22 protein-coding genes are annotated in these 17,902 nt (G+C 62.6%); 14 read left to right on the forward strand and 8 right to left on the reverse strand.

All coding sequences use genetic code 11. The annotated features are described in order from the left end of the window. Nucleotides 1-147 precede the first annotated feature (147 nt). The 5 genes from EFR00_RS18265 to EFR00_RS18285 all read left to right on the forward strand — a co-directional run bounded on the left by EFR00_RS18265 (nucleotide 148) and on the right by EFR00_RS18285 (nucleotide 4,347). Entirely contained in the window at nucleotides 148-867 is a 720-nt protein-coding gene (locus EFR00_RS18265; protein WP_077993093.1) for an aspartate/glutamate racemase family protein, read from the forward strand. A 231-nt stretch (nucleotides 868-1,098) separates the two neighbouring features. Beyond that, nucleotides 1,099-2,016, forward strand: a complete 918-nt coding sequence (locus EFR00_RS18270) for a bifunctional helix-turn-helix transcriptional regulator/GNAT family N-acetyltransferase (protein ID WP_009996459.1) — start codon at nucleotides 1,099-1,101, stop codon at nucleotides 2,014-2,016. Between the two features lie 60 nt (nucleotides 2,017-2,076). Further along, complete coding sequence (locus tag EFR00_RS18275; protein WP_039620812.1) at nucleotides 2,077-2,700, forward strand: TetR/AcrR family transcriptional regulator; 624 nt, start codon at nucleotides 2,077-2,079, stop codon at nucleotides 2,698-2,700. Nucleotides 2,701-2,802: 102 nt separating this feature from the next. Further along, entirely contained in the window at nucleotides 2,803-4,011 is a 1,209-nt protein-coding gene (locus tag EFR00_RS18280) for an MFS transporter (protein WP_077992953.1), read from the forward strand. A gap of 105 nt (nucleotides 4,012-4,116) precedes the next feature. Then, the gene (locus EFR00_RS18285; protein ID WP_009994991.1) at nucleotides 4,117-4,347 is read left to right on the forward strand and encodes a DUF6429 family protein; all 231 of its coding nucleotides are present in this window, start codon (nucleotides 4,117-4,119) and stop codon (nucleotides 4,345-4,347) included. 16 nt (nucleotides 4,348-4,363) lie between these two features. Here EFR00_RS18285 and EFR00_RS18290 read toward each other — a convergent pair whose 3' ends face one another. Next, nucleotides 4,364-4,780 (reverse strand): winged helix-turn-helix transcriptional regulator, encoded by a 417-nt coding sequence (locus tag EFR00_RS18290; protein ID WP_038689919.1) that lies wholly within the window; start codon nucleotides 4,778-4,780, stop codon nucleotides 4,364-4,366. A gap of 123 nt (nucleotides 4,781-4,903) precedes the next feature. Here EFR00_RS18290 and EFR00_RS18295 point away from each other — a divergent pair, with 123 nt between their 5' ends. Then, nucleotides 4,904-5,809 (forward strand): SDR family oxidoreductase, encoded by a 906-nt coding sequence (locus tag EFR00_RS18295; RefSeq protein WP_009994993.1) that lies wholly within the window; start codon nucleotides 4,904-4,906, stop codon nucleotides 5,807-5,809. Nucleotides 5,810-6,034: 225 nt separating this feature from the next. Here EFR00_RS18295 and EFR00_RS18305 read toward each other — a convergent pair whose 3' ends face one another. Continuing rightward, complete coding sequence (locus EFR00_RS18305) at nucleotides 6,035-6,787, reverse strand: pyridoxine 5'-phosphate synthase (protein WP_009995278.1); 753 nt, start codon at nucleotides 6,785-6,787, stop codon at nucleotides 6,035-6,037. A gap of 443 nt (nucleotides 6,788-7,230) precedes the next feature. Between EFR00_RS18305 and EFR00_RS18310 the strand changes: the two genes are divergently transcribed. Then, entirely contained in the window at nucleotides 7,231-7,920 is a 690-nt protein-coding gene (locus tag EFR00_RS18310; RefSeq protein ID WP_009995279.1) for a MerR family transcriptional regulator, read from the forward strand. A gap of 53 nt (nucleotides 7,921-7,973) precedes the next feature. Here the strand turns inward: EFR00_RS18310 and EFR00_RS18315 are convergent, their stop codons facing one another. Together EFR00_RS18315 and EFR00_RS18320 are read right to left on the reverse strand one after the other, a co-directional pair. Continuing rightward, nucleotides 7,974-9,101 (reverse strand): ATP-dependent DNA helicase, encoded by a 1,128-nt coding sequence (locus tag EFR00_RS18315; protein WP_077992957.1) that lies wholly within the window; start codon nucleotides 9,099-9,101, stop codon nucleotides 7,974-7,976. Nucleotides 9,102-9,171: 70 nt separating this feature from the next. Continuing rightward, complete coding sequence (locus EFR00_RS18320; RefSeq protein WP_009993775.1) at nucleotides 9,172-10,098, reverse strand: LysR family transcriptional regulator; 927 nt, start codon at nucleotides 10,096-10,098, stop codon at nucleotides 9,172-9,174. A 131-nt stretch (nucleotides 10,099-10,229) separates the two neighbouring features. Between EFR00_RS18320 and EFR00_RS18325 the strand changes: the two genes are divergently transcribed. The 4 genes from EFR00_RS18325 to EFR00_RS18340 all read left to right on the forward strand — a co-directional run bounded on the left by EFR00_RS18325 (nucleotide 10,230) and on the right by EFR00_RS18340 (nucleotide 13,564). Further along, nucleotides 10,230-10,709, forward strand: a complete 480-nt coding sequence (locus tag EFR00_RS18325) for a carboxymuconolactone decarboxylase family protein (RefSeq protein WP_009993773.1) — start codon at nucleotides 10,230-10,232, stop codon at nucleotides 10,707-10,709. Between the two features lie 68 nt (nucleotides 10,710-10,777). Then, nucleotides 10,778-11,533 carry an SDR family oxidoreductase gene (locus tag EFR00_RS18330; RefSeq protein WP_077992959.1) on the forward strand — a complete coding sequence of 252 codons (756 nt, stop codon included), beginning with the start codon at nucleotides 10,778-10,780 and terminating at the stop codon, nucleotides 11,531-11,533. A gap of 35 nt (nucleotides 11,534-11,568) precedes the next feature. Continuing rightward, nucleotides 11,569-11,985: a cupin domain-containing protein gene (locus tag EFR00_RS18335; protein WP_009996859.1), complete on the forward strand. Its 417-nt coding sequence runs from the start codon at nucleotides 11,569-11,571 to the stop codon at nucleotides 11,983-11,985. A gap of 97 nt (nucleotides 11,986-12,082) precedes the next feature. Further along, nucleotides 12,083-13,564: a cyclic nucleotide-binding domain-containing protein gene (locus EFR00_RS18340; protein ID WP_009996858.1), complete on the forward strand. Its 1,482-nt coding sequence runs from the start codon at nucleotides 12,083-12,085 to the stop codon at nucleotides 13,562-13,564. Nucleotides 13,565-13,680: 116 nt separating this feature from the next. Here EFR00_RS18340 and EFR00_RS18345 read toward each other — a convergent pair whose 3' ends face one another. Next, nucleotides 13,681-14,169: an RrF2 family transcriptional regulator gene (locus tag EFR00_RS18345; protein WP_077992962.1), complete on the reverse strand. Its 489-nt coding sequence runs from the start codon at nucleotides 14,167-14,169 to the stop codon at nucleotides 13,681-13,683. Nucleotides 14,170-14,381: 212 nt separating this feature from the next. Here EFR00_RS18345 and EFR00_RS18350 point away from each other — a divergent pair, with 212 nt between their 5' ends. From EFR00_RS18350 to EFR00_RS18360, 3 genes are read left to right on the forward strand one after another with little or no spacing between them, the layout of a single operon-like run. Further along, the gene (locus EFR00_RS18350) at nucleotides 14,382-14,762 is read left to right on the forward strand and encodes a COG4315 family predicted lipoprotein (RefSeq protein WP_009996856.1); all 381 of its coding nucleotides are present in this window, start codon (nucleotides 14,382-14,384) and stop codon (nucleotides 14,760-14,762) included. A gap of 21 nt (nucleotides 14,763-14,783) precedes the next feature. Beyond that, the gene (locus EFR00_RS18355; RefSeq protein ID WP_009996855.1) at nucleotides 14,784-15,299 is read left to right on the forward strand and encodes an RNA polymerase sigma factor; all 516 of its coding nucleotides are present in this window, start codon (nucleotides 14,784-14,786) and stop codon (nucleotides 15,297-15,299) included. Next, on the forward strand, nucleotides 15,296-16,078 hold the full coding sequence (locus EFR00_RS18360; protein ID WP_009996854.1) for an anti-sigma factor family protein: 783 nt from the start codon (nucleotides 15,296-15,298) through the stop codon (nucleotides 16,076-16,078). The genes EFR00_RS18355 and EFR00_RS18360 overlap by 4 nt, the downstream gene beginning before the upstream one ends. A 3-nt stretch (nucleotides 16,079-16,081) precedes the next feature. Here EFR00_RS18360 and EFR00_RS18365 read toward each other — a convergent pair whose 3' ends face one another. The 3 genes from EFR00_RS18365 to nthA are packed head-to-tail and all read right to left on the reverse strand — an operon-like array spanning nucleotide 16,082 to nucleotide 17,725. Further along, entirely contained in the window at nucleotides 16,082-16,450 is a 369-nt protein-coding gene (locus EFR00_RS18365) for a nitrile hydratase accessory protein (protein WP_009996853.1), read from the reverse strand. Continuing rightward, nucleotides 16,437-17,096 (reverse strand): nitrile hydratase subunit beta, encoded by a 660-nt coding sequence (nthB, locus tag EFR00_RS18370; RefSeq protein ID WP_077992966.1) that lies wholly within the window; start codon nucleotides 17,094-17,096, stop codon nucleotides 16,437-16,439. Before nthB ends, EFR00_RS18365 begins: the two co-directional genes overlap by 14 nt. After that, the gene (gene nthA / locus EFR00_RS18375; protein ID WP_039620842.1) at nucleotides 17,093-17,725 is read right to left on the reverse strand and encodes a nitrile hydratase subunit alpha; all 633 of its coding nucleotides are present in this window, start codon (nucleotides 17,723-17,725) and stop codon (nucleotides 17,093-17,095) included. Before nthA ends, nthB begins: the two co-directional genes overlap by 4 nt. Nucleotides 17,726-17,902: the final 177 nt, after the last annotated feature.

A 17,902-nucleotide genomic window follows, 5' to 3' on the forward strand; every position in this document is an offset into this window, starting at 1 on the left:
AATGAACCTTGCGCTCTCAATTTGCGTCATTTGGCCAATCGATGCAAAATAATAGCACGTCTTCCTCATAAAGGACAAACAATGCAAACCCGCCGCGCGACCATTGCGGCATCATTTTCGAAATTCGAAGCATGGGAGCACGAAGAGATGAAAACGATCGGCCTGATCGGCGGCATGAGTTTCGAAAGTTCGGCGGTTTACTATCGCCTAGTCAACGAGATGGTGCGCGCGCGCCGCGGCGGCCTCGCCTCGGCCGAACTCATTCTGCATTCGGTCAATTTCGAGGAGATCGTCGCGCTTCAGAAGGCCGGCGACTGGGCTGGAGCGTCCCGCCGTCTCGGCGAGGTGGCCGAGCGCCTGCAGGCTGCCGGCGCCGGCTGCATCCTGATCTGCACCAACACCATGCATCTGATCGCCGATAAGGTCGCGGCAAAAATCTCCGTGCCGCTGATCCATATCATCGACGAGACGGCGAAGTCGCTGCATGCCGCTGGCCGCAAGCGGCCGCTGCTGCTTGCAACCCGCTACACGATGGAGCACGGCTTTTATACCGACCGCATGAAAAGCCTCGGCCTCGACGTCATGGTGCCCGATGCCACCGACCGCACCACCGTGCACGATATCATCTTCAACGAACTCTGCGCCGGCAGGGTGCACGACAGCTCGCGCGAAAAACTGATCGATATCATTGACCGCGCCGCGGAGCGCGGCGCCGACAGCATCATCCTCGGCTGCACCGAGATCTGCCTGATCCTCGATCCCCACCGCCTGCCGCTGCCGGGCTTCGACACCACCGCGATCCACGCAAGGGCGGCGGTGGATTTCGCCCTTGGCACGGAGGACGCGGAGGCGGAAGAGGCTGCGTGAGGCCAATAATTTAGTTGACTCTGTCAACTAAATTATTGACAAGTGTCTTCATGCGGAGATCTTTTGTCAGTTTGTTGGCACGTCGGCCACCCCTCCTTCCATCATGCTCGGGCTCGTCCCAAGCATCTGCCTCCGTTCGATAGGACAGCAGATCCTCGGGACAAGGCCGAGGATGACGAGCGAGAAGCGGGCTTGTCAACAATCTGGCGAGGTCTCCCCCTGGAGATCACCATGTCCGATACCGCCCTCATCGAAACCGCCCGCGATTTCAACCGCTTCTATACGAATTTCCTCGGCCTGCTGAACAAGGCCTATCTCGACTCGCCCTACACGCTGACGGACGCCCGCATTCTCTTCGAGATCGGCTCGCATGAGGGCGTCAGTGCCGTGGCGCTTGTCCGCGACCTGCATCTCGACCCGGCCTATCTCAGCCGCATCCTCAAGCGTTTCCGCGCCGAGGGACTGATCGAAACCAACCCCGATCCGGCCGATCTGCGCAGCCAGATCATCACTGTCACCGAGCAGGGACATGTGCAATTCGAGGAACTCGGCCGGCGCGCCAATGCGCAGATCGCCGCCCGGTTCGAAACTCTCGCGACCGGCGAGCCGCAGGCGGTCGTTTCCGCCATGGACAGGATCCGCGCCCTCCTCGACCCCGCGGCCAAACCCGCCCCCGCCGTCATCCGCCCCCACCGCGCCGGCGATATCGGCTGGATGGTGCAGAGCCAGGGGCGCTTCTATGCCGAGGAATATGGCTGGGACCTGCGCTTCGAGGCGCTGGTCGCCGAGGTCGCCGGCAAATTCCTCGCCAACTTCGACCCCGCCATGGAATATTGCTGGATCGCCGAACGCGGCGGCGTCAATGTCGGCTCGGTCCTCGTCACCAATGGCGGCGACGGTATCGCCAAGCTGCGGCTGCTCTATGTCGACAAGGCGGCCCGCGGCCTCGGGCTCGGCAAGCTGTTGGTCGACGAATGCATCCGCTTCTGCAGGCAGAAGGGTTACCGCGAGCTTTCGCTCTGGACCAACGACATGCTGGAGACAGCTCGCGCGATCTACATCAAATCAGGCTTCCGACTTGTCTCCGAGGAGAGACATCGTATGTTCGGCCCTGAAGCGAACGGCCAGAACTGGGTCCTCGCCCTCTGAATTTGCTGCGCACAAAAGTTTCGCTTGATTTGGAAACGATCATTTCCTAATTAGGTGGACATGACCGACGCCAGCCTCACACCAAATGAAACAACCCGCAGCCGTGGCCGGCCGCGCGAGTTCGATATGGACGCAGCGCTGGATTCGGCCCTGCGGGTGTTTTCAGAACGCGGCTACCACGCCACCTCGATCAGCGATCTGACCGAGGCAATGAGCCTCGCCTCCGGCAGCATCTACAAGGCGTTCAAGGACAAGCGCGGCGTCTTCCTCGCCGCTTTTGGTCGTTATCGTCAACTCGGTCGGCGGCGTCTGGAAGCGATGATTGCGCCCGCGGCGACCGGTCGCGAAAAAGTCTTCCAGATGGTGATGTATTATACGGAACTTTCCTATGGCGATGCCGGCCGCAAAGGCTGCCTCGTCGTCGGCGGCGCCAATGACTTCGCCCTGTTGGATGAGGAAACCGCCGCCCATGTCGCGACCGCCTTTGCCGCGGACGAGAGGCTGATGGCCGATCTCATCCGCATCGGCCAGGCCGATGGCACCATCCCGCAAACGGTGGATGCGGATGCCGCCGCCCTCGCCTTCCTCTGCCTGACCAAGGGCCTGCGCGTCATCGGCAAGACGGGACGCAGCCGACAGGAAATGATTTCAGCGGCCGAAGCCGCGATGAAGCTCGTGAGCTGAAAACAGACGAGCGAATACCGGCACCCGGTCAAGGATCGGGTGGCTGCAGCCAGCATTCTTGCATTCAATCTTCCCGATCTTCGAATAATACCGGAGTTTCTAATGAGCATTTCAGCCACTACGCCCGATAATGCCATTCCACGAGCGCTATCCCCCTGGCTCACCTTCCTTTTCGCCGCTGCTTGCGGGCTGGTGGCCGCCAATCTCTATTATGGCCAGCCGCTTGCCGGGCCGATCAGCGCCGATCTCGGCTTCACGCCGGCCGCGACTGGGCTGATCGTCACGCTGACGCAGATCGGCTACGGCCTCGGCCTGCTGCTGATCGTGCCGCTCGGCGACCTCACCGAAAACCGCCGGCTGGTGCTGGCGCTGGTCGCCGTCTCCGCCGTCGCCCTGATCGGCGCCGCGCTGTCTTCGACACCGGCCATGTTCCTCACCGCCTCACTGTCGATCGGCCTCGCCTCGGTCGCCGTTCAGGTGCTCGTGCCCTTCGCCGCGAACATGGCGCCGGATGCGACGCGTGGCCAGGTCGTCGGCAATGTCATGAGCGGCCTGCTCTGCGGCATCATGCTGGCCCGCCCCTTCGCAAGCTTCGTCGCCGAGGCCTCCTCCTGGCACATGGTCTATTACGTCACCGCGGCGCTGATGCTCATGCTCGCCATCATCCTGCGCGTCAACCTGCCGGTCCGTGTGCCGAAGACCAAACTCGGCTATGGCGAACTGCTTGCCTCCATGGCGCATCTGGCGCTGACCTCGCGGGTGCTGCAGCGCCGCGCCCTCTATCAGGCCGGCATGTTCGGCGCCTTCAGCCTGTTCTGGACGACGACGCCGCTGCTGCTTGCAAGCCCGACCTTTGGCCTGACACAGAACGGCATCGCCCTCTTCGCGCTTGCGGGTGCGGCCGGCGCCGTCGCCTCGCCGATTGCCGGCCGGCTCGCCGATCGCGGCATGACGAAGGTCGCCTCGGCCATCGCCATGCTGCTCGGCATGGCGTCCTTCCTGATCAGCCATTTCGCCGCCGACGGCTCGCTGACCGCCCTGATCTTGCTGACGGTGGCGGCGATCACACTCGATTTCGGCGTGACCACCAACCTCGTCTGCGGCCAGCGCGCCATCTATGGGCTGAACCCGGAACATCGCAGCCGGCTGAACGGCCTCTTCATGGCCACCTTCTTTGCCGGCGGCGCGCTCGGCTCGGCGCTCGGCGGTTGGGCCTACGCCACCGGCGGCTGGACGATGACCGCCTGGATCGGCTTCGCCTTTCCGGCGCTCGCCTTCATGCTGTTCCTGACGGAAGGGCGCGGGAAGTAAATTACCTGACACACAGTCTTGAAAATCGGAGTCGATCTCGGAGTCACACGTGAGTTAAAGTGAGCGGACGACAGGGTTTCTCATTTTTGCAGGGATGCTTCCGGCATGGAAATGGATGAAGAAAAGATCGACGATGCCGTTCTCGCTTTGCTCTGGCTGACGCTGCATGACGGCGATCGGGCCTGGAAAGGCTTCGACTGGGACGTGATGGATCGTTTGTACAAGAAGGGCCTGATTGCCAATCCCGCGGGCAAGGCCAAGTCGGTCGTTCTCAGCGACGAAGGGTTACAGCGGTCGGAGGAATTGTTCCGCGCTCTGTTTACGCGATCGACGTAAAAGAAGCCCTCGCCCCTTAACCATCGGCGGAATCAAAACGCGAGCGGGCGGCGCGCACCGCATCATGGTTCGCTTCCGCCCAGTTCAACAGCTGCGACAGCGGCTGGTAGAGCGAACGTCCGAGATCGGTCATCGAATATTCGACGCTCGGCGGCTTGGTCGGGAAGACCTCGCGGGCGATATAACCGTCCCTCTGCAGATCGCGCAACGTCTGCGTCAGCATGCGCTGCGAAATGTCGGGAAGCATCCGCCTGAGTTCGCCGAAGCGGCGCGGCTCGGCCGCCAGAACTTCGAGCAGCAGCGTCGACCATTTGCCGCCGATCTGCTGCATCATGTCCCTGACCGGGCAGTTGGAAAAATCGAGGCCGGCGAGATCGATCTCGCGTCGCGCCCCAGGCATCCTGTTCTTCAGACTGAGGACTGCGCCGCTCATCTGCTGGTTCCTTTTTGGTAACTTACAGCCGAAAAGCTGCCTCCTTTACACAGTGAAGTCAATTCCTATTCTAGAGTTAGTCTCTTTTTGAGACCAACACTCAACGCAGAAGGAAACGACTTCATGAGCGAAACCATCCTGGTCACCGGTGCTGCCGGACAGCTCGGCCAGCGCGTCATCCACCATCTCCTCGAGACCTATAAGGTCGCCCCCGGCGCGGTCGTCGCTGCCACCCGCAACCCGGAAAAGCTCGCCGAACTCGCCAACAAGGGCGTTCTCAGCCGCAAGGCCGATTTCGATGACGCGGCCGGCCTGGAACAGGCCTTCGCCGGCATCGACCGTCTGCTGATCATCAGCACCGATGCGCTCGACACCCCCGGCAGGCGCCTCGCCCAGCACAAGGCCGCCGTCGCCGCTGCCGTCAAGGCGGGCGTCAAGCACATTGCCTACACCTCGATGCCGGCGCCCGACAATTCACTCGTCACCTTCGCACCCGACCATCTCGGCACCGAAAACGCCATCAAGGCAAGCGGCATCGCCTACACAATCTTCCGCAACGCCTGGTATCACGACAATTACATGCACAGCATGCCGCACAACCTGCAGGGCGGCAAATGGTATAGCGCGACGGGCAATGGCAAGGTCGCGAACATCTCGCGCGACGATTGCGCGCTCGCGATCGCCGCAGCCCTTGCCTCCGGCAGCTCGGAAAGCGCCACCTACACGCTGACCGGCGCGGTGTCGCTCGCCAACCGGCAGATCTCCGCCATCATCTCCGAAGCCGCCGGCAAGCCGCTGGAAGTGATCGACGTCACCGACGAACAGCTTGGCCAAGGCATGCGCGGCGCCGGCCTCCCGGGCTTCGTCGCCGACATGCTGGTTTCAGCCGACGCCAACATCCGCGCCGGCAATTTCGACATCGTCACCGGTGATTTCGCAAAGCTGACCGGCAAACAGCCGCAACCGCTGGAGGATTTCTTCGTGGCGCATAAAGCGGCGCTGACGTCGGCTGGAACTGGCGGGCACTGACGCATTTGCGGGCGGTAGTTGGGTCACCCCCTCTGCCCTACCGGGCATCTCCCCCACAAGGGGGAGATCGGCAGAGGTTGGAACATCGCTCCCTCTCCACCGTATCGGCCTAGACGTGCGGTAGTTATCTGGGCAAAGTCATCGCCCCCACCCGATCTCCCCCCTTGTGGGGAGATGCCCGGCAGGGCAGAGGGGGTAGCCCCCCCGTGACGACCAATTGCTTCCTTAAACCGCCTGTCCGCAAGCCCGGCAAAACCGCCGCACCGTCTCGGCCATGCCATACTCCAGCGCATCGGCAGTCAGCCCGTGGCCGATCGAAACTTCGGCAAGATCGGGAATCCGCTTAACCAATGCCGACAGGTTCGCGACCGTCAGATCGTGCCCGGCATTGACCGCGAGCCCGATCGCGAGCGCCGCATCCGCTGTTTTCCCGAGCGCTTCGAGAATCGGCGCTGCCCGCTCCGGCGCGTCGTAGCAGCCGCCATAGGGGCCTGTGTAAAGTTCGATCCGGTCGGCGCCGACTGCCTTGGCGATCTCGACCGCCTGCGCATCACCATCGCCGTCGGCAAACAGCGACACGCGGCTTCCCATCTTCTTCAGCCGCGCGACGACATCGGTGAGGAACACCTGGTGCTTGCGAAAATCCCAGCCGTGGTCGGAGGTTGCCTGTGCGGGATCATCTGGCACCAGCGTCACCTGCTCGGGCGCGGCGCCGGCGCAGAGTTCGAGGAATTCCTCCGTCGGATAACCCTCGATGTTGAACTCGGCCCCGGGAAATTCGTCGTCGATCAGGTTGCGGATGACCGGCAGATCGGAAAAGCGGATGTGGCGCTGGTCGGGACGCGGATGCACGGTCAACCCGCTGGCGCCTGCGGCAAGGGCGATTCGCCCGAGCGCTTCGACGCTCGGCCAGGGCAGGTCGCGCCGGTTGCGCAGCATGGCGACGGCATTGAGGTTCACGGAGAGCTTGGCGGGCATGGCTGGCATCCATCGATCACGAAACGAAAGGCCTGCTTTTAAGCCAAGTGCCCGGCGATGGCCAACGAGATTCGCAGATGGATGCGATGCCGATCGCTGATGAAACCCCAGCATTTCCAACGAGCATCGGCCAGGTGCGTACCACAAACAGTATTTACCGTCGCCTTTCAAGGTGACTGGCTGATGCGGCGGCGCAACACATGTTTTGCGGCAGCACACACGAAATCACGCCGTCACGTTGCTATCCCATTTAAAAGAGATTATTTTTAGCACTTACAAAAACAATCATTCACGCATAACGTGGACATTGTATCGCGTAATCGTACGCCGCGTACCGCTTCTTTCCCCACGAATAAGACCGCCTAGAGGAAACCCCACTCGCCGCGCCCGGGAAGCAACTGGCAAATCCGCATGAGGTGCAACAAGATGCCCTAGGAGGGTTCATGCCAGACGGTTCCAAACACCTGTTTGCTGCCGGTTTCGCTTCGGAGGCCCGGTCGAAATACCGGTTCCTGCCTTCGGCCGCGCTGCCGCCGGATCTACCGGAAGGTCCGGTGCCGATTGCCGATATGGCCAACGCATTCGGCGTTACGCACAGGACGCTGCATTTCTACGAAGAGAAGGGACTGATTTCGGCCAATCGCATCGGCCTGATGCGGGTCTACGGCCAGGACGACGTGATGCGCATGGCCGTCATCACCGTCTGCCGCGAGACGGGCATGCCGATTGCCGTGATACAGGAATTGATGGACGAGCTTCGCAAAGCCGATTCTCAGGAAGGGGCCGAGGCAATGTTCCGCGAGGCCTTGCAGGTGCGCCGGCGCGAGCTGACGGCGGAGATGTCGACGCTGCACCGCCAGCTCCAGCAGGTCAGCGACCTCCTTGATTACGACGGCAGCATCGAGACACAGCCGCTCAACGACAATCAGGATAACTCCAGCCTGACCCCGCAGGAAAAGCGCTGCCTGGAACTGATGGCGGAAGGCTATTCTACCCAGCGCATCGCCCGGGCGCTCGACCTGAAGCATGACGAAACCAGGGATCTCGAAGCCGGAATCATCTTGAAATTCCGCGCCAACAACCGCTTCCAGGCCATTGCCAAGGCCGTCCTGCTCGGCATCGTGCAGGCCTGACGCCTGCAGCCGCCCGACCGCCGCCACCGTCGCCTTACCGGCTGAAACCGGGTTCAGCGCACGATTGTCAGCGTCTCCGCCGCACGTGTGATCGCGGTATAGAGCCAGCGTTCGCGGGTGTCGCGAAAGGCCCAGCTCTCGTCGAACAGCACGACGTCATTCCATTGCGAGCCCTGCGCCTTGTGAACGGTCAGCGCATAGCCGTAGTCGAACTCGTCGTAGCGCTTGCGGGTGTTCCAGGGAATCTCGCCTTCGACATCCTCGAAGGCCTGTTTCAGAAGCTTGATCTTGGCCGCCCCCCGATCCATGTCGTCGTCCTCGGGGCGGACGAGCAGATTGATGCCGGGTTTCGTCGTTTCCTTCGACGAGGTCATGACCTGCCACAGCGAACCGTTGAGCAGACCCTTGGCCGGGTCGTTCCTCAGGCAGACGAGCTTGTCGCCGGTCTGCGGATAATCGGCGTTAAAACCCTTCAACTCCCGCAGGCGCTGGTTATAGCGCCGCCGCGTCCTGTTGGTGCCGACGAGCACCTGGTCGGCATCGAGCACCAGCTGCTGTGTCACCTCGCTCTTCGAAATAACCTTCGCCGTTCCGTAATCGCCATACATCAACTCGTTGCCCTCGCGCACCTGCATGGCGAGCTTGATGATCGGATTGTCACGCGCCTGGCGGTGGATGTCGGTGAGGAGGTAATCCGGTTCCTGATTAGTGAAATAACCGCCGCCCGACACCGGCGGCAGCTGGCCGGGATCGCCGAGCACCAGGATCGGCGTGCCGAAGCTCATCAGATCCTTGCCGAGCGCCTCGTCCACCATCGAGCATTCGTCGACGATGATCAGTGCGGCTTTCGCGACCGGGCTCTGCCGGTTGATCGAAAACATCGGCGCAATCGAGGTCTTGCCGGTTTCCTCGTCCTCCACCGCCTCCTCGCCGCGCGGCCGGTAGATCAGCGAATGGATCGTCCTGGCATTGGAGGCGCCGCGCGAGCGCAGCACCTGCGCGGCCTTGCCGGTGAAGGCGGCAAACAGTACATCGCCGTCGACATTTTCGGCGAAATGCCTGGCAAGCGTCGTCTTGCCCGTCCCGGCATAGCCGAACAGGCGAAAGAGCGGCGAGCGCCCTTCATTCAGCCATTTCGAAACAGCCTTGAGGGCTTCGTCTTGTTGCGGCGCAAATTGCATAGCCCGGCGACTTGGCAGGATTCGCAGCCGTTAGGCAAGGCGGAAAACGGCAAATCACCGGCCCGAACGATCATCCGTTCCATTGGCGGTCCGCCCCGCTCACACACATCGACGGGTCCTGGCCGATGACATCGGTCAGAAAATCCAGAACCGTCCTGACGCGCAGCGGCATGTTCCGTCTCGAGGGATAGACGACCGTAATCGGCAGGCGGCTCGGCTGAAAATCCTCCATTACGGGAATCAGCCGGCCAGCGGCGATGTCGGGCACGGCGATGATGTGGGAAAGCACCGCGAGGCCAGCGCCGGCGAGCGCCGCCCTATGAATGGCAATCGCGTTACAGGCGGTCAGCCGCGGCGTGATCCTGACCGATATGTCTTCCGACCCGTTCGAGAAGGACCATGTGCAGGTGTCGCCTGCCCTATCGTAGCACAGGCATTCATGGTCCCTGATGTCCTTTGGCGCACGCGGGGCCGCCTTGCGCGCGAGATAAGCAGGCGACGCGACGAGAAATGCAGTCGTCCAGCCGATCCGGCGACAGACGAGACTGCTGTCGGCGACCGAACCGAGCCGCACTTCCAGGTCGAGGCGCTCCTCGATCATATCGGAGCTCTGCTCCCGGAAGATGAGTTCGACCGAAAGCTTCGGGTGGCCGGCAAGAAGATCGCCGAGCCTTTCGCTCAAATAGAGGCCGAGCGGCGCGGGCACGCTGAGCCTGACCTTTCCCGATGCCGTGGCGCCGTTCGAGCCTGCCGCATCGCCGAGCTCCTCCACCGCCTCAAGAATTCGGAGCGCCATCGGCAGCATGCGCTCCCCTTCCGCCGTCAGCGACAGGCCGCTCGTCGTACGATGCAGGAGGCGGGTGTTGAAATGGCTTTCGAGGGACGCAACCTGCCGCGAAACCGCCGGCTGCGTCACATCGAGATCATGCGCCGCCGCTGAGAACGAACCGGTCTCTGCGACGCGTTGGAAGGTCCGCAATGCCGAAACGATATCCATCTCTGCCCCCTCATACTTTTGCGCATAGGCTTTATGCAGGCAAACTAGGTGAGAATGGCTTTACAGTCCAGCAATTAAGGATACCTTTTATCCATAAGGATATTAAATGTCCTTAATTGAGGAGAAACGACATGACCCAGCGATTGAATTACGCCCAGCAGTCCCCCGAACTTTTCAAGAAATTCATGGAATTCAGCATGGCGCTGAGAAGCAGCGTCATCGATGAGAAGCTGCAGGCCCTTATCGAGATCCGCGCCTCGCAGATCAACGGATGCGGCTTTTGCCTTGATATGCATGTGAAGCAGGCAAAGATCCATGGTGAGAGCGAACTCCGACTCTATCACGTCGCCATCTGGCGGGAATCGAACCTGTTCGTTCCCCGCGAGCGCGCAGCCCTTGCCTGGACCGAAGCGCTGACCAAGCTTCCCGAAGGCGGCGTTCCCGACGAAATCTATGAGCGCGTGCGCGGCCAGCTTTCGGAGAAGGAAATTTCCGACCTGACCTTCGTCGTCATGGCCATCAATGCCTGGAACCGCGTCAATGTCGGCTTCAAGACGGTGCCCGGCACGGCCGACAAGGCCTATGGCCTCGATAAATCAGGCCTGAACTAACTCTCGCAATTCATTGAGAAGATTCAGCTTTGACGCTGCCGCATGCCGGCAGCGAATGGAGATCTGTTATGAAAATCGTCGTCATCGGCGGAACCGGCCTCATCGGTTCAAAGACTGTCGAACGCCTGCGCACGCGCGGGCATGAGGTGATCGCCGCCTCTCCGAACTCCGGCGTCAATACGATCACCGGAGAAGGACTGGCCGAAGCGCTCGCCGGTGCCGAAGTCGTGCTCGACCTCGCCAATTCGCCCTCCTTCAAGGACAAGGCCGTGCTCGAATTCTTCGAGACCTCGGGGCGCAATCTTCTCGCCGCCGAAAAGACTGCCGGCGTGAAGCACCATATCGCGCTTTCCGTCGTCGGCACCGAACGGCTCCAGGACAGCGGCTATTTCCGCGGCAAGCTCGCCCAGGAACAGCTGATCAGGGCATCGGGCATTCCCTATACGATCGTGCATTCGACGCAGTTCATGGAATTCCTGAGCGGTATCGCCCAGTCGGGCACCGTCGGCCAGACGGTTCGCTTATCGCCCGCCTATGTGCAGCCGATCGCTTCCGACGACGTAGCCGACGCCATGGCCGACGTGGCGCTCTCCGCCCCGGCCAACAAAACGATCGAAATATCCGGCCCGGAACGGGTCCGGCTCAGCGAGCTCGTCGCCCGCTATCTCAAGGCGACGAAGGACCCGCGGATCGTCGAGGCCGACGCCGAGGCGAAATATTTCGGCGCCAGGCTGAGCGATCAGTCGCTCGTGTCCGACGACGATCCGCGGCTCGGCTCGATCACCTTCGAACAGTGGTTCGCCACATCCGCCCGGCCGAGGTGATCGGCCTCTTCACCCCAGGCAATAAGGAGATTGCCATGATCAAGTCATCATTCCTCGCCGCCGCCCTCGCCCTTCTGGCAACGACCGGCGCTTCCGCCCACGACAGCAGCAAGTCCGCCAAGGTAACGCTCGTCTATGAGCACGAACTGCCGAACGTGCCGGGCAAGAGCATCAAGGGCGTGCTGGTTGAATACGGGCCCGGCGGCTTCTCCGAAGGCCACACCCATCCGGACTCGGCTTTCATCTACGCCACCGTGCTGGAAGGATCGATCCGCAGCCAGGTCAATGACGGTCCGGTCAAGACCTATCAGGCCGGCGAGAGCTTCTCGGAAATGCCGGGCGACCGCCATGGCGTCAGCGCCAATGGCAGCGAAACGCAGCCCGACCGCCTGCTCGCCGTCTTCGTCGTCGACACCGACCAGAAAGAACTGACTTTCCCGCTGCAGAACTGACGATCCGCCGAAGGCCATCCGCGCGAGGCCCCATGCTTGCGCGGCTGGCCGACATGCTCAATCATGTGCCGCCCGCCCCTCCCGGAGAAAGAGTGAGATGATCTACGACGCGCTCTTCGGCAAGCCTCTGATATCGCTCATAACGGTCGGTTTCGCCGGCATCGTCGTCTGGTACTTCCTCTCCAGCCAGCGGCCGACGACGCGGCTGGTGGTGCAGATCCTCTTCTTTGCCGTCATGACGCTGATCCTTGTCGGCAGTGGCATCGAACCCCACCGCTTCCAGGGATATGAGACCCAGGACCCGCAAGCCCTACTCGTCATTCTCGCCAAATCGCTCTGGTGGCTTCACCTGGCATGGGCCGTCATCGGTTTCATCAGGCTCTATCTGGTGCTGGAGGGCAGCCCGCGTGAGGCCCGTCTGCTCCAGGATCTCGTCATCGGCGTCGTCTATATCGGCATGGTGCTTTCGATCCTCGCCTTCGTCTTCGGCGTGCCGATCGGAACCCTCGTCGCGACCTCGGGCGTCGTCGCCATCATCCTTGGCCTCGCGCTGCAGAACACGCTCGCCGATGTCTTCTCCGGCATCGCGCTAACCCTCGGCCGGCCCTATGTCATCGGCGACTGGATTCTTCTGAGCGACGGCACGGAGGGGCGCGTCGTCGAGAGCAACTGGCGCGCGACGCACATCCTGACGCCCGGCAACAATATCGTCGTGCTGCCAAACAGCTTTCTCGCCAAGCTCGGCCTGACCAATGTCAGCCGGCCGGACGAGACCCATCTCCTGATCCTCACCATCCGCATCGCCCCGACGCGCATGCCGGCATCGATCCGCCAGGTGATGCTGACGGCGCTGACGAGCTGCAATTCCATCGTGCGCGATCCGCCGCCGGTCGTGGCGTTGAAGGGGCTCGATGCTACGTCGCTCGAAGTCGAGCTGCAGTTTCGCGTAACGAGCCCCAGCCAGCGCGTGCCGGCGCGAAACGAGGTGCTCGATCTCGTCTATCGCCACTGCAAATCCGCCGGCCTGCTGCTCGCCGTCCCGCCCACGGCCAGGATCCTTGCCGCCGATCTGCCGACCGAGGAAAACGCCAAGCCGCCGAGCGTGACGCCGCTTGCGCTGATCGAAGCCATTCCGGTCTTTGCGACGCTGACATCAGAGGAAAAGGCAAAGCTCGCCGAAACCACGACTGTCCGGCAGTTCCGCAAGGGCGACGTGATCGTGCGGGAGGGCGAAATGCTGCCCTCGTTGGTGATGGTGCGCGCCGGCATCATCGCCGCCCGGCATGCGGACGAGGAGCGCGGACGGCTGGCGCCCGGCGATTTCTTCGGCGAGACCGGCCTGCTCGCCGGCATGCAGGAAGTCTGCACCTTGGAGGCGCTGACGCCGGTGACGGCCTATGAAATCGATCAGGAGGCCTTCGCGCCGCTGCTCGCCGAACGCCCGGCCCTGGCCGAAGAAATCGCCGAACAGCTTGCGGGCCGCGCCGAGCGCTTCCGCGACGGCGCCGCCCTGCCGGCGGAACAGGTGCGCAGCGCCCATGCCATCCTGAAGACCATCAGGACCATTTTCAGGGCCTAGAGCATGTCGCGCAAAAGTGTGCAGCGGTTTTGCGGCAACGACATGCGTAAAAGCAAAGAGCTAAAGCGTAAGGAGCGAATCTGAAAGATCGCGACGCGCTTTAGGGTTTCGCTTCCTCAGCCGGCGCGCTTCAGCACCCACTCGAACGTGTCCCGCCAGATATCCGGCGGAACCTCTTCGGATAACGTGCCGACGAGATCGGAGAGGCGCACACGTCGCAGCGTGTCGCGCCAGGCTTCGTCCGCTTCCCACATGACGCGGGCGACCGCGCAGGGCTTGCTGTCGCAATAGCCTGCCGGCCGGCACGGATTGTTCTCCCGGATATTCGTGCAGGCGAAGCTGCGCGCCTTGCCCTCGACCGCCTCGACGATCTCGAGAAAATTGACCTCCGACGGCGAGCGCGCAAGCCTGTAGCCGCCGCTCGGACCGAGCGTGGTTTCGACGAGGGAAGCCTGCGAAAGGCTCTGCAGCGCCTTGGAGAGATATTCCTTCGGCAGGCCATGAAGCTCGGCGAGCGCCTTAGTGGAGAGGTACCGGCCCTCGGGCAGGCCCGCGAGAATGGCGCTGCAATGCAGCGCCCACTCGACCTGGCTTTTCAGGATCATTCAATTACTCATCATGCTGGCTCTGCGAGCGGAATTAAGGATATATGCTATCCGCAAATAGCCATAATGTAAATGACCTGTAAAAGCGGGGCGTTGTGTGCGAATGACCATCCGCCCGCCATAAAACTTCTCCACGCGCGGAATAAAACCGCCTCGCCTCGTGTCTCATCTCAGGCAGCGCAAATTGCGTGCCCAACCCGAGGAGAAACACCATGAAGTCCGTGAAATTCCTGTCCGTCGCAGCGGCAGCCGCCTTTGCCGCGACCGCTGCTTTCGCCGCCGCGCCCGTCAAGGAAGTCGAGACTGCCAAGGGCAAGGTTCTTGCCGGCGAAAACGGCATGACCCTCTATACTTTCAAGAAGGATGCCAAGGGCGTTTCCAACTGCTACGACGATTGCGCCAAGAACTGGCCGCCGCTGATGGCTGCTTCCGATGCCAAGGCCGATGGTGCATATTCGATCATCGAACGCAAGGATGGTACGAAGCAATGGGCCAAGGACGGCATGCCGCTCTATTACTGGGTCAAGGACACGAAGGCCGGCGACATCACCGGCGACGGCGTCGGCGGCAACTGGGACCTTGCCAAGCCCTGATGTGACGGCAAGAGAGCTGGCGTGAAGACACCCGCACCCGAAAGTTTCGAGGGCCAGATCCTGGCCCTCCTTCCCTCGCTCCGGCGCTATTCGCGAAGCCTGACGCGCTCGGATGCGGATGGCGAGGATCTGCTTCAGGATTGCGTCGAGAAGGTGCTGGCGCGCCGCGGTCAATGGCGCGGCCTCAACTTGCGCGGATGGGTCCTGACCATCATGACCAATCTTTACCGCAACGGCCGGCGCGGCAAGGCGCGCGACGGCATGGTCGAGCTCGACGCCGCAGGAGATATGGCAGCACCCGAAGCGCCGGCCGATCCGCTGGAACGCACCCGGCTCGATAACGCGCTGAACAGCCTTTCGGAGGAGTACCGTGCCGTGCTCATGCTCGTCGTCGTCGAGGGATATAGCTACAGCGAGGTCGCCGCCGCGCTCGATATCCCGATCGGCACGGTGATGTCCCGCCTGTCGCGCGCCCGCCGCCGCGTCGCCGAACATCTGAAGGCCGATAACATCATTACGCTTCGGAGACCGAAATGAACGACGCCAACCCGATCGTCACCGAAGCCGATCTTCACGCCTATGCCGACGGCGAGTTGCCCGAAACGGCGCGCGCCCGCATTGAGGCCTATCTCGCCGATAATCCCGACGAAGCGGCGATGGTCGCAGAATGGCAGGCGCAGAATACGGGCATACGCACGCTGTTTGCAGGTTACGACAAGGCAAAGGACACCGATGTCCTGCTCGTCGCCCCCCCGCACGCCATCCCGTCGGCGCCGAACCGCTGGGCAGCCGCCGCCGCAGCGCTCGTCGTCTTCGCGCTCGGTGCCGTCAGCGGCCATTATGGCCCGGCCCTTCTGGCAAAGCCGGACCTGCAGCTAGCCGGTTCCGAAACCCTGCCGAAACAGGCCGAGACCGCCTTCACCGTCTATGCCGCCGAGGTTCGCCACCCGGTCGAGGTCTTCGCCGACGAGGAGGCCCATCTCGCCACCTGGCTCGGCAAGCGCCTGGCGATCCAGAACCTCAAGATCCCAAACCTGCAGCCGCTCGGCTTCAAGCTGGTCGGTGGCCGCCTGCTGCCGGTCGACGGCAGGCCCGGCGCCATGTTCATGTACGAGAACCAGGCGGGCGAGCGCCTGACCGTCATGGTCGGCCGCAACAAGGAAAACCGCACGACGAGCTTCCGCTTCGCCTCTTCGGGCAATCTCGAAACCTTCTACTGGATCGACGGCGAACTCGGCTACGCCGTCACCGGCGAAATCTCGCGTGAGACGCTGCGCGCGGTGGCCGAGGAATGCTACAGGCAGTTTCCGTCGTGAGGATCAGCGCAGCGGATCGTTGGCGAGCTCGATCGGCTGCCCGTGGGGCGTTGCCTCCGCGGCGCGCTGCCAGCTCTGCTGCAGGTCGAGGATCTCGTCCACGTCGACGATGCCGTGGTCGACGATGATGTTGGAGAGGGCTGCTACCCAGCAGTCGAAATAGTCGCTGCCGTCTTCGGCCCGACCGCGCCTGTTCAACTGCATCGAAAGCGCATGGGTCCATTCGTCCCAGTCGAAGATGCCTTTTTCGTATAGCCCCACCACCATGGCGAAGGCATCGGCCATCCATGGATCGGCAAAAACCGGCTCGCCCTCCGGCGACTTTGGCAGGCCCGGTGATTGCGTCAGCGGCGGTGTTTCATGCTCGTTCAAGATAATTCTCCCACGCATCGATCGAAACCATCAGCGACGGGTCCGCGCCTTCGCCCCAGATCTCGCCGCCGTCGAAAACGACGGTATAGAGCCATTGCGGATTCTCGCCTTTGCCATGGGCATTATCGTCAGGAAAAACGAAGGAGCCCTGCACCGCTTCGACAACGCCGGTCTTGGCGCGGGCATAACGCGGCAATCGCGTATGGGTCGCCGGATTGAAATTCTTCGTTTTCACCCGCTCGCCGACCGCAAAGCGTGGCTCGCCATCCACCGGCCGGTCGCAAGGCCCGCCCTTGGCAAGCACGGCAGGCACCATCTCCGCCTTCAGCACCCGTTTCGGCGCCGTGCCATCCTGCAGCCTGTGGCCGGACAAGAGTTCCTCGCGCGTCGCAAAGCCGTGTCGCGTGAGCAGCGTCTCGACGCCGCGGATCCAGATCTCGTAATAGCTCGCCGCGAGGTAATCGGCCGGCGGGATATTCTCACGCGCATGCCGGCTTTCATCGATCGTCCAGGCGCCGAAGGCGCCGCAGGAGAGCGTGATGCCGAGCGCGCGCTTTTCCCATTCGGAATGGAAACAGGGCTCGTTCTTTTCGGGTGCGACAGGCCCGAAGCCCATCTGCCCGCCGAGATCGTGCGGTCCGTTCATGACAGTGCCTCCGGGCTGCCGGCGACCGCCGTGCCGATCATCGCGTCGCGGCTGACGAGACCGGCAAGTGCTGTCTCATCCATGCCCTCCGTGCCCTTCGGCCGCTCCGGGATCACCAGATAGCGCAGCTCCGCCGTCGAATCCCAGACGCGGATCTTCTTGTCCGCCGGCAGGGTAAGCCCGAATTCGGCAAGCACGCCGCGCGGATCGATCACCGCCCGCGAACGATAGGCCGGCGCCTTGTACCAGACCGGCGGCAGGCCAAGCACCGACCAGGGATAACAGGAGCAGAGCGTGCAGACGACGAGGTTATGGGTCTCAGCCGTATTGAAGACGGCGCGCATATGCTCGCCCTGCCGGCCGGTATAACCGAGACTCGCGATCGCCGCCGTCGCATCGCGCCTCAGCCAGTCGGCGAAATCAGCATCGCTCCAGGCCTTGGCGACGACATGCGCGCCGTTCCGCGGCCCGACCTTGGTTTCGTAAGTCTCGACGATCGCATCGATGGCATCGGGATCGATCAGCCCCTTCTCCGTCAGCAGCGTTTCCAGCGCCTTCACGCGGGCCTGCATGTCGGAATAGTGGCTGTCGCGGTGGTGGTCGTGGTCGTCACTGTGGTCGTCGTGCAACGCAATATCCTCCCGGAACGCCGATCGGCGCCCTGTTTCCTCAACGCGCGCGGCACGCTCCTCCTCTTCTCGGGGAGAAGGTGGCCCGAAGGGTCGGATGAGGGGCCACACGGCACACCCGTCATCGTTGCCCTTCGCTTACGCTCCGTGCATTCGCGGCCACGCCGCTCACCCCCT

It is taken from the genome of Rhizobium sophoriradicis (genome assembly GCF_003939025.1).
In the GTDB taxonomy this organism is placed as follows: Bacteria; Pseudomonadota; Alphaproteobacteria; order Rhizobiales; family Rhizobiaceae; genus Rhizobium; species Rhizobium sophoriradicis.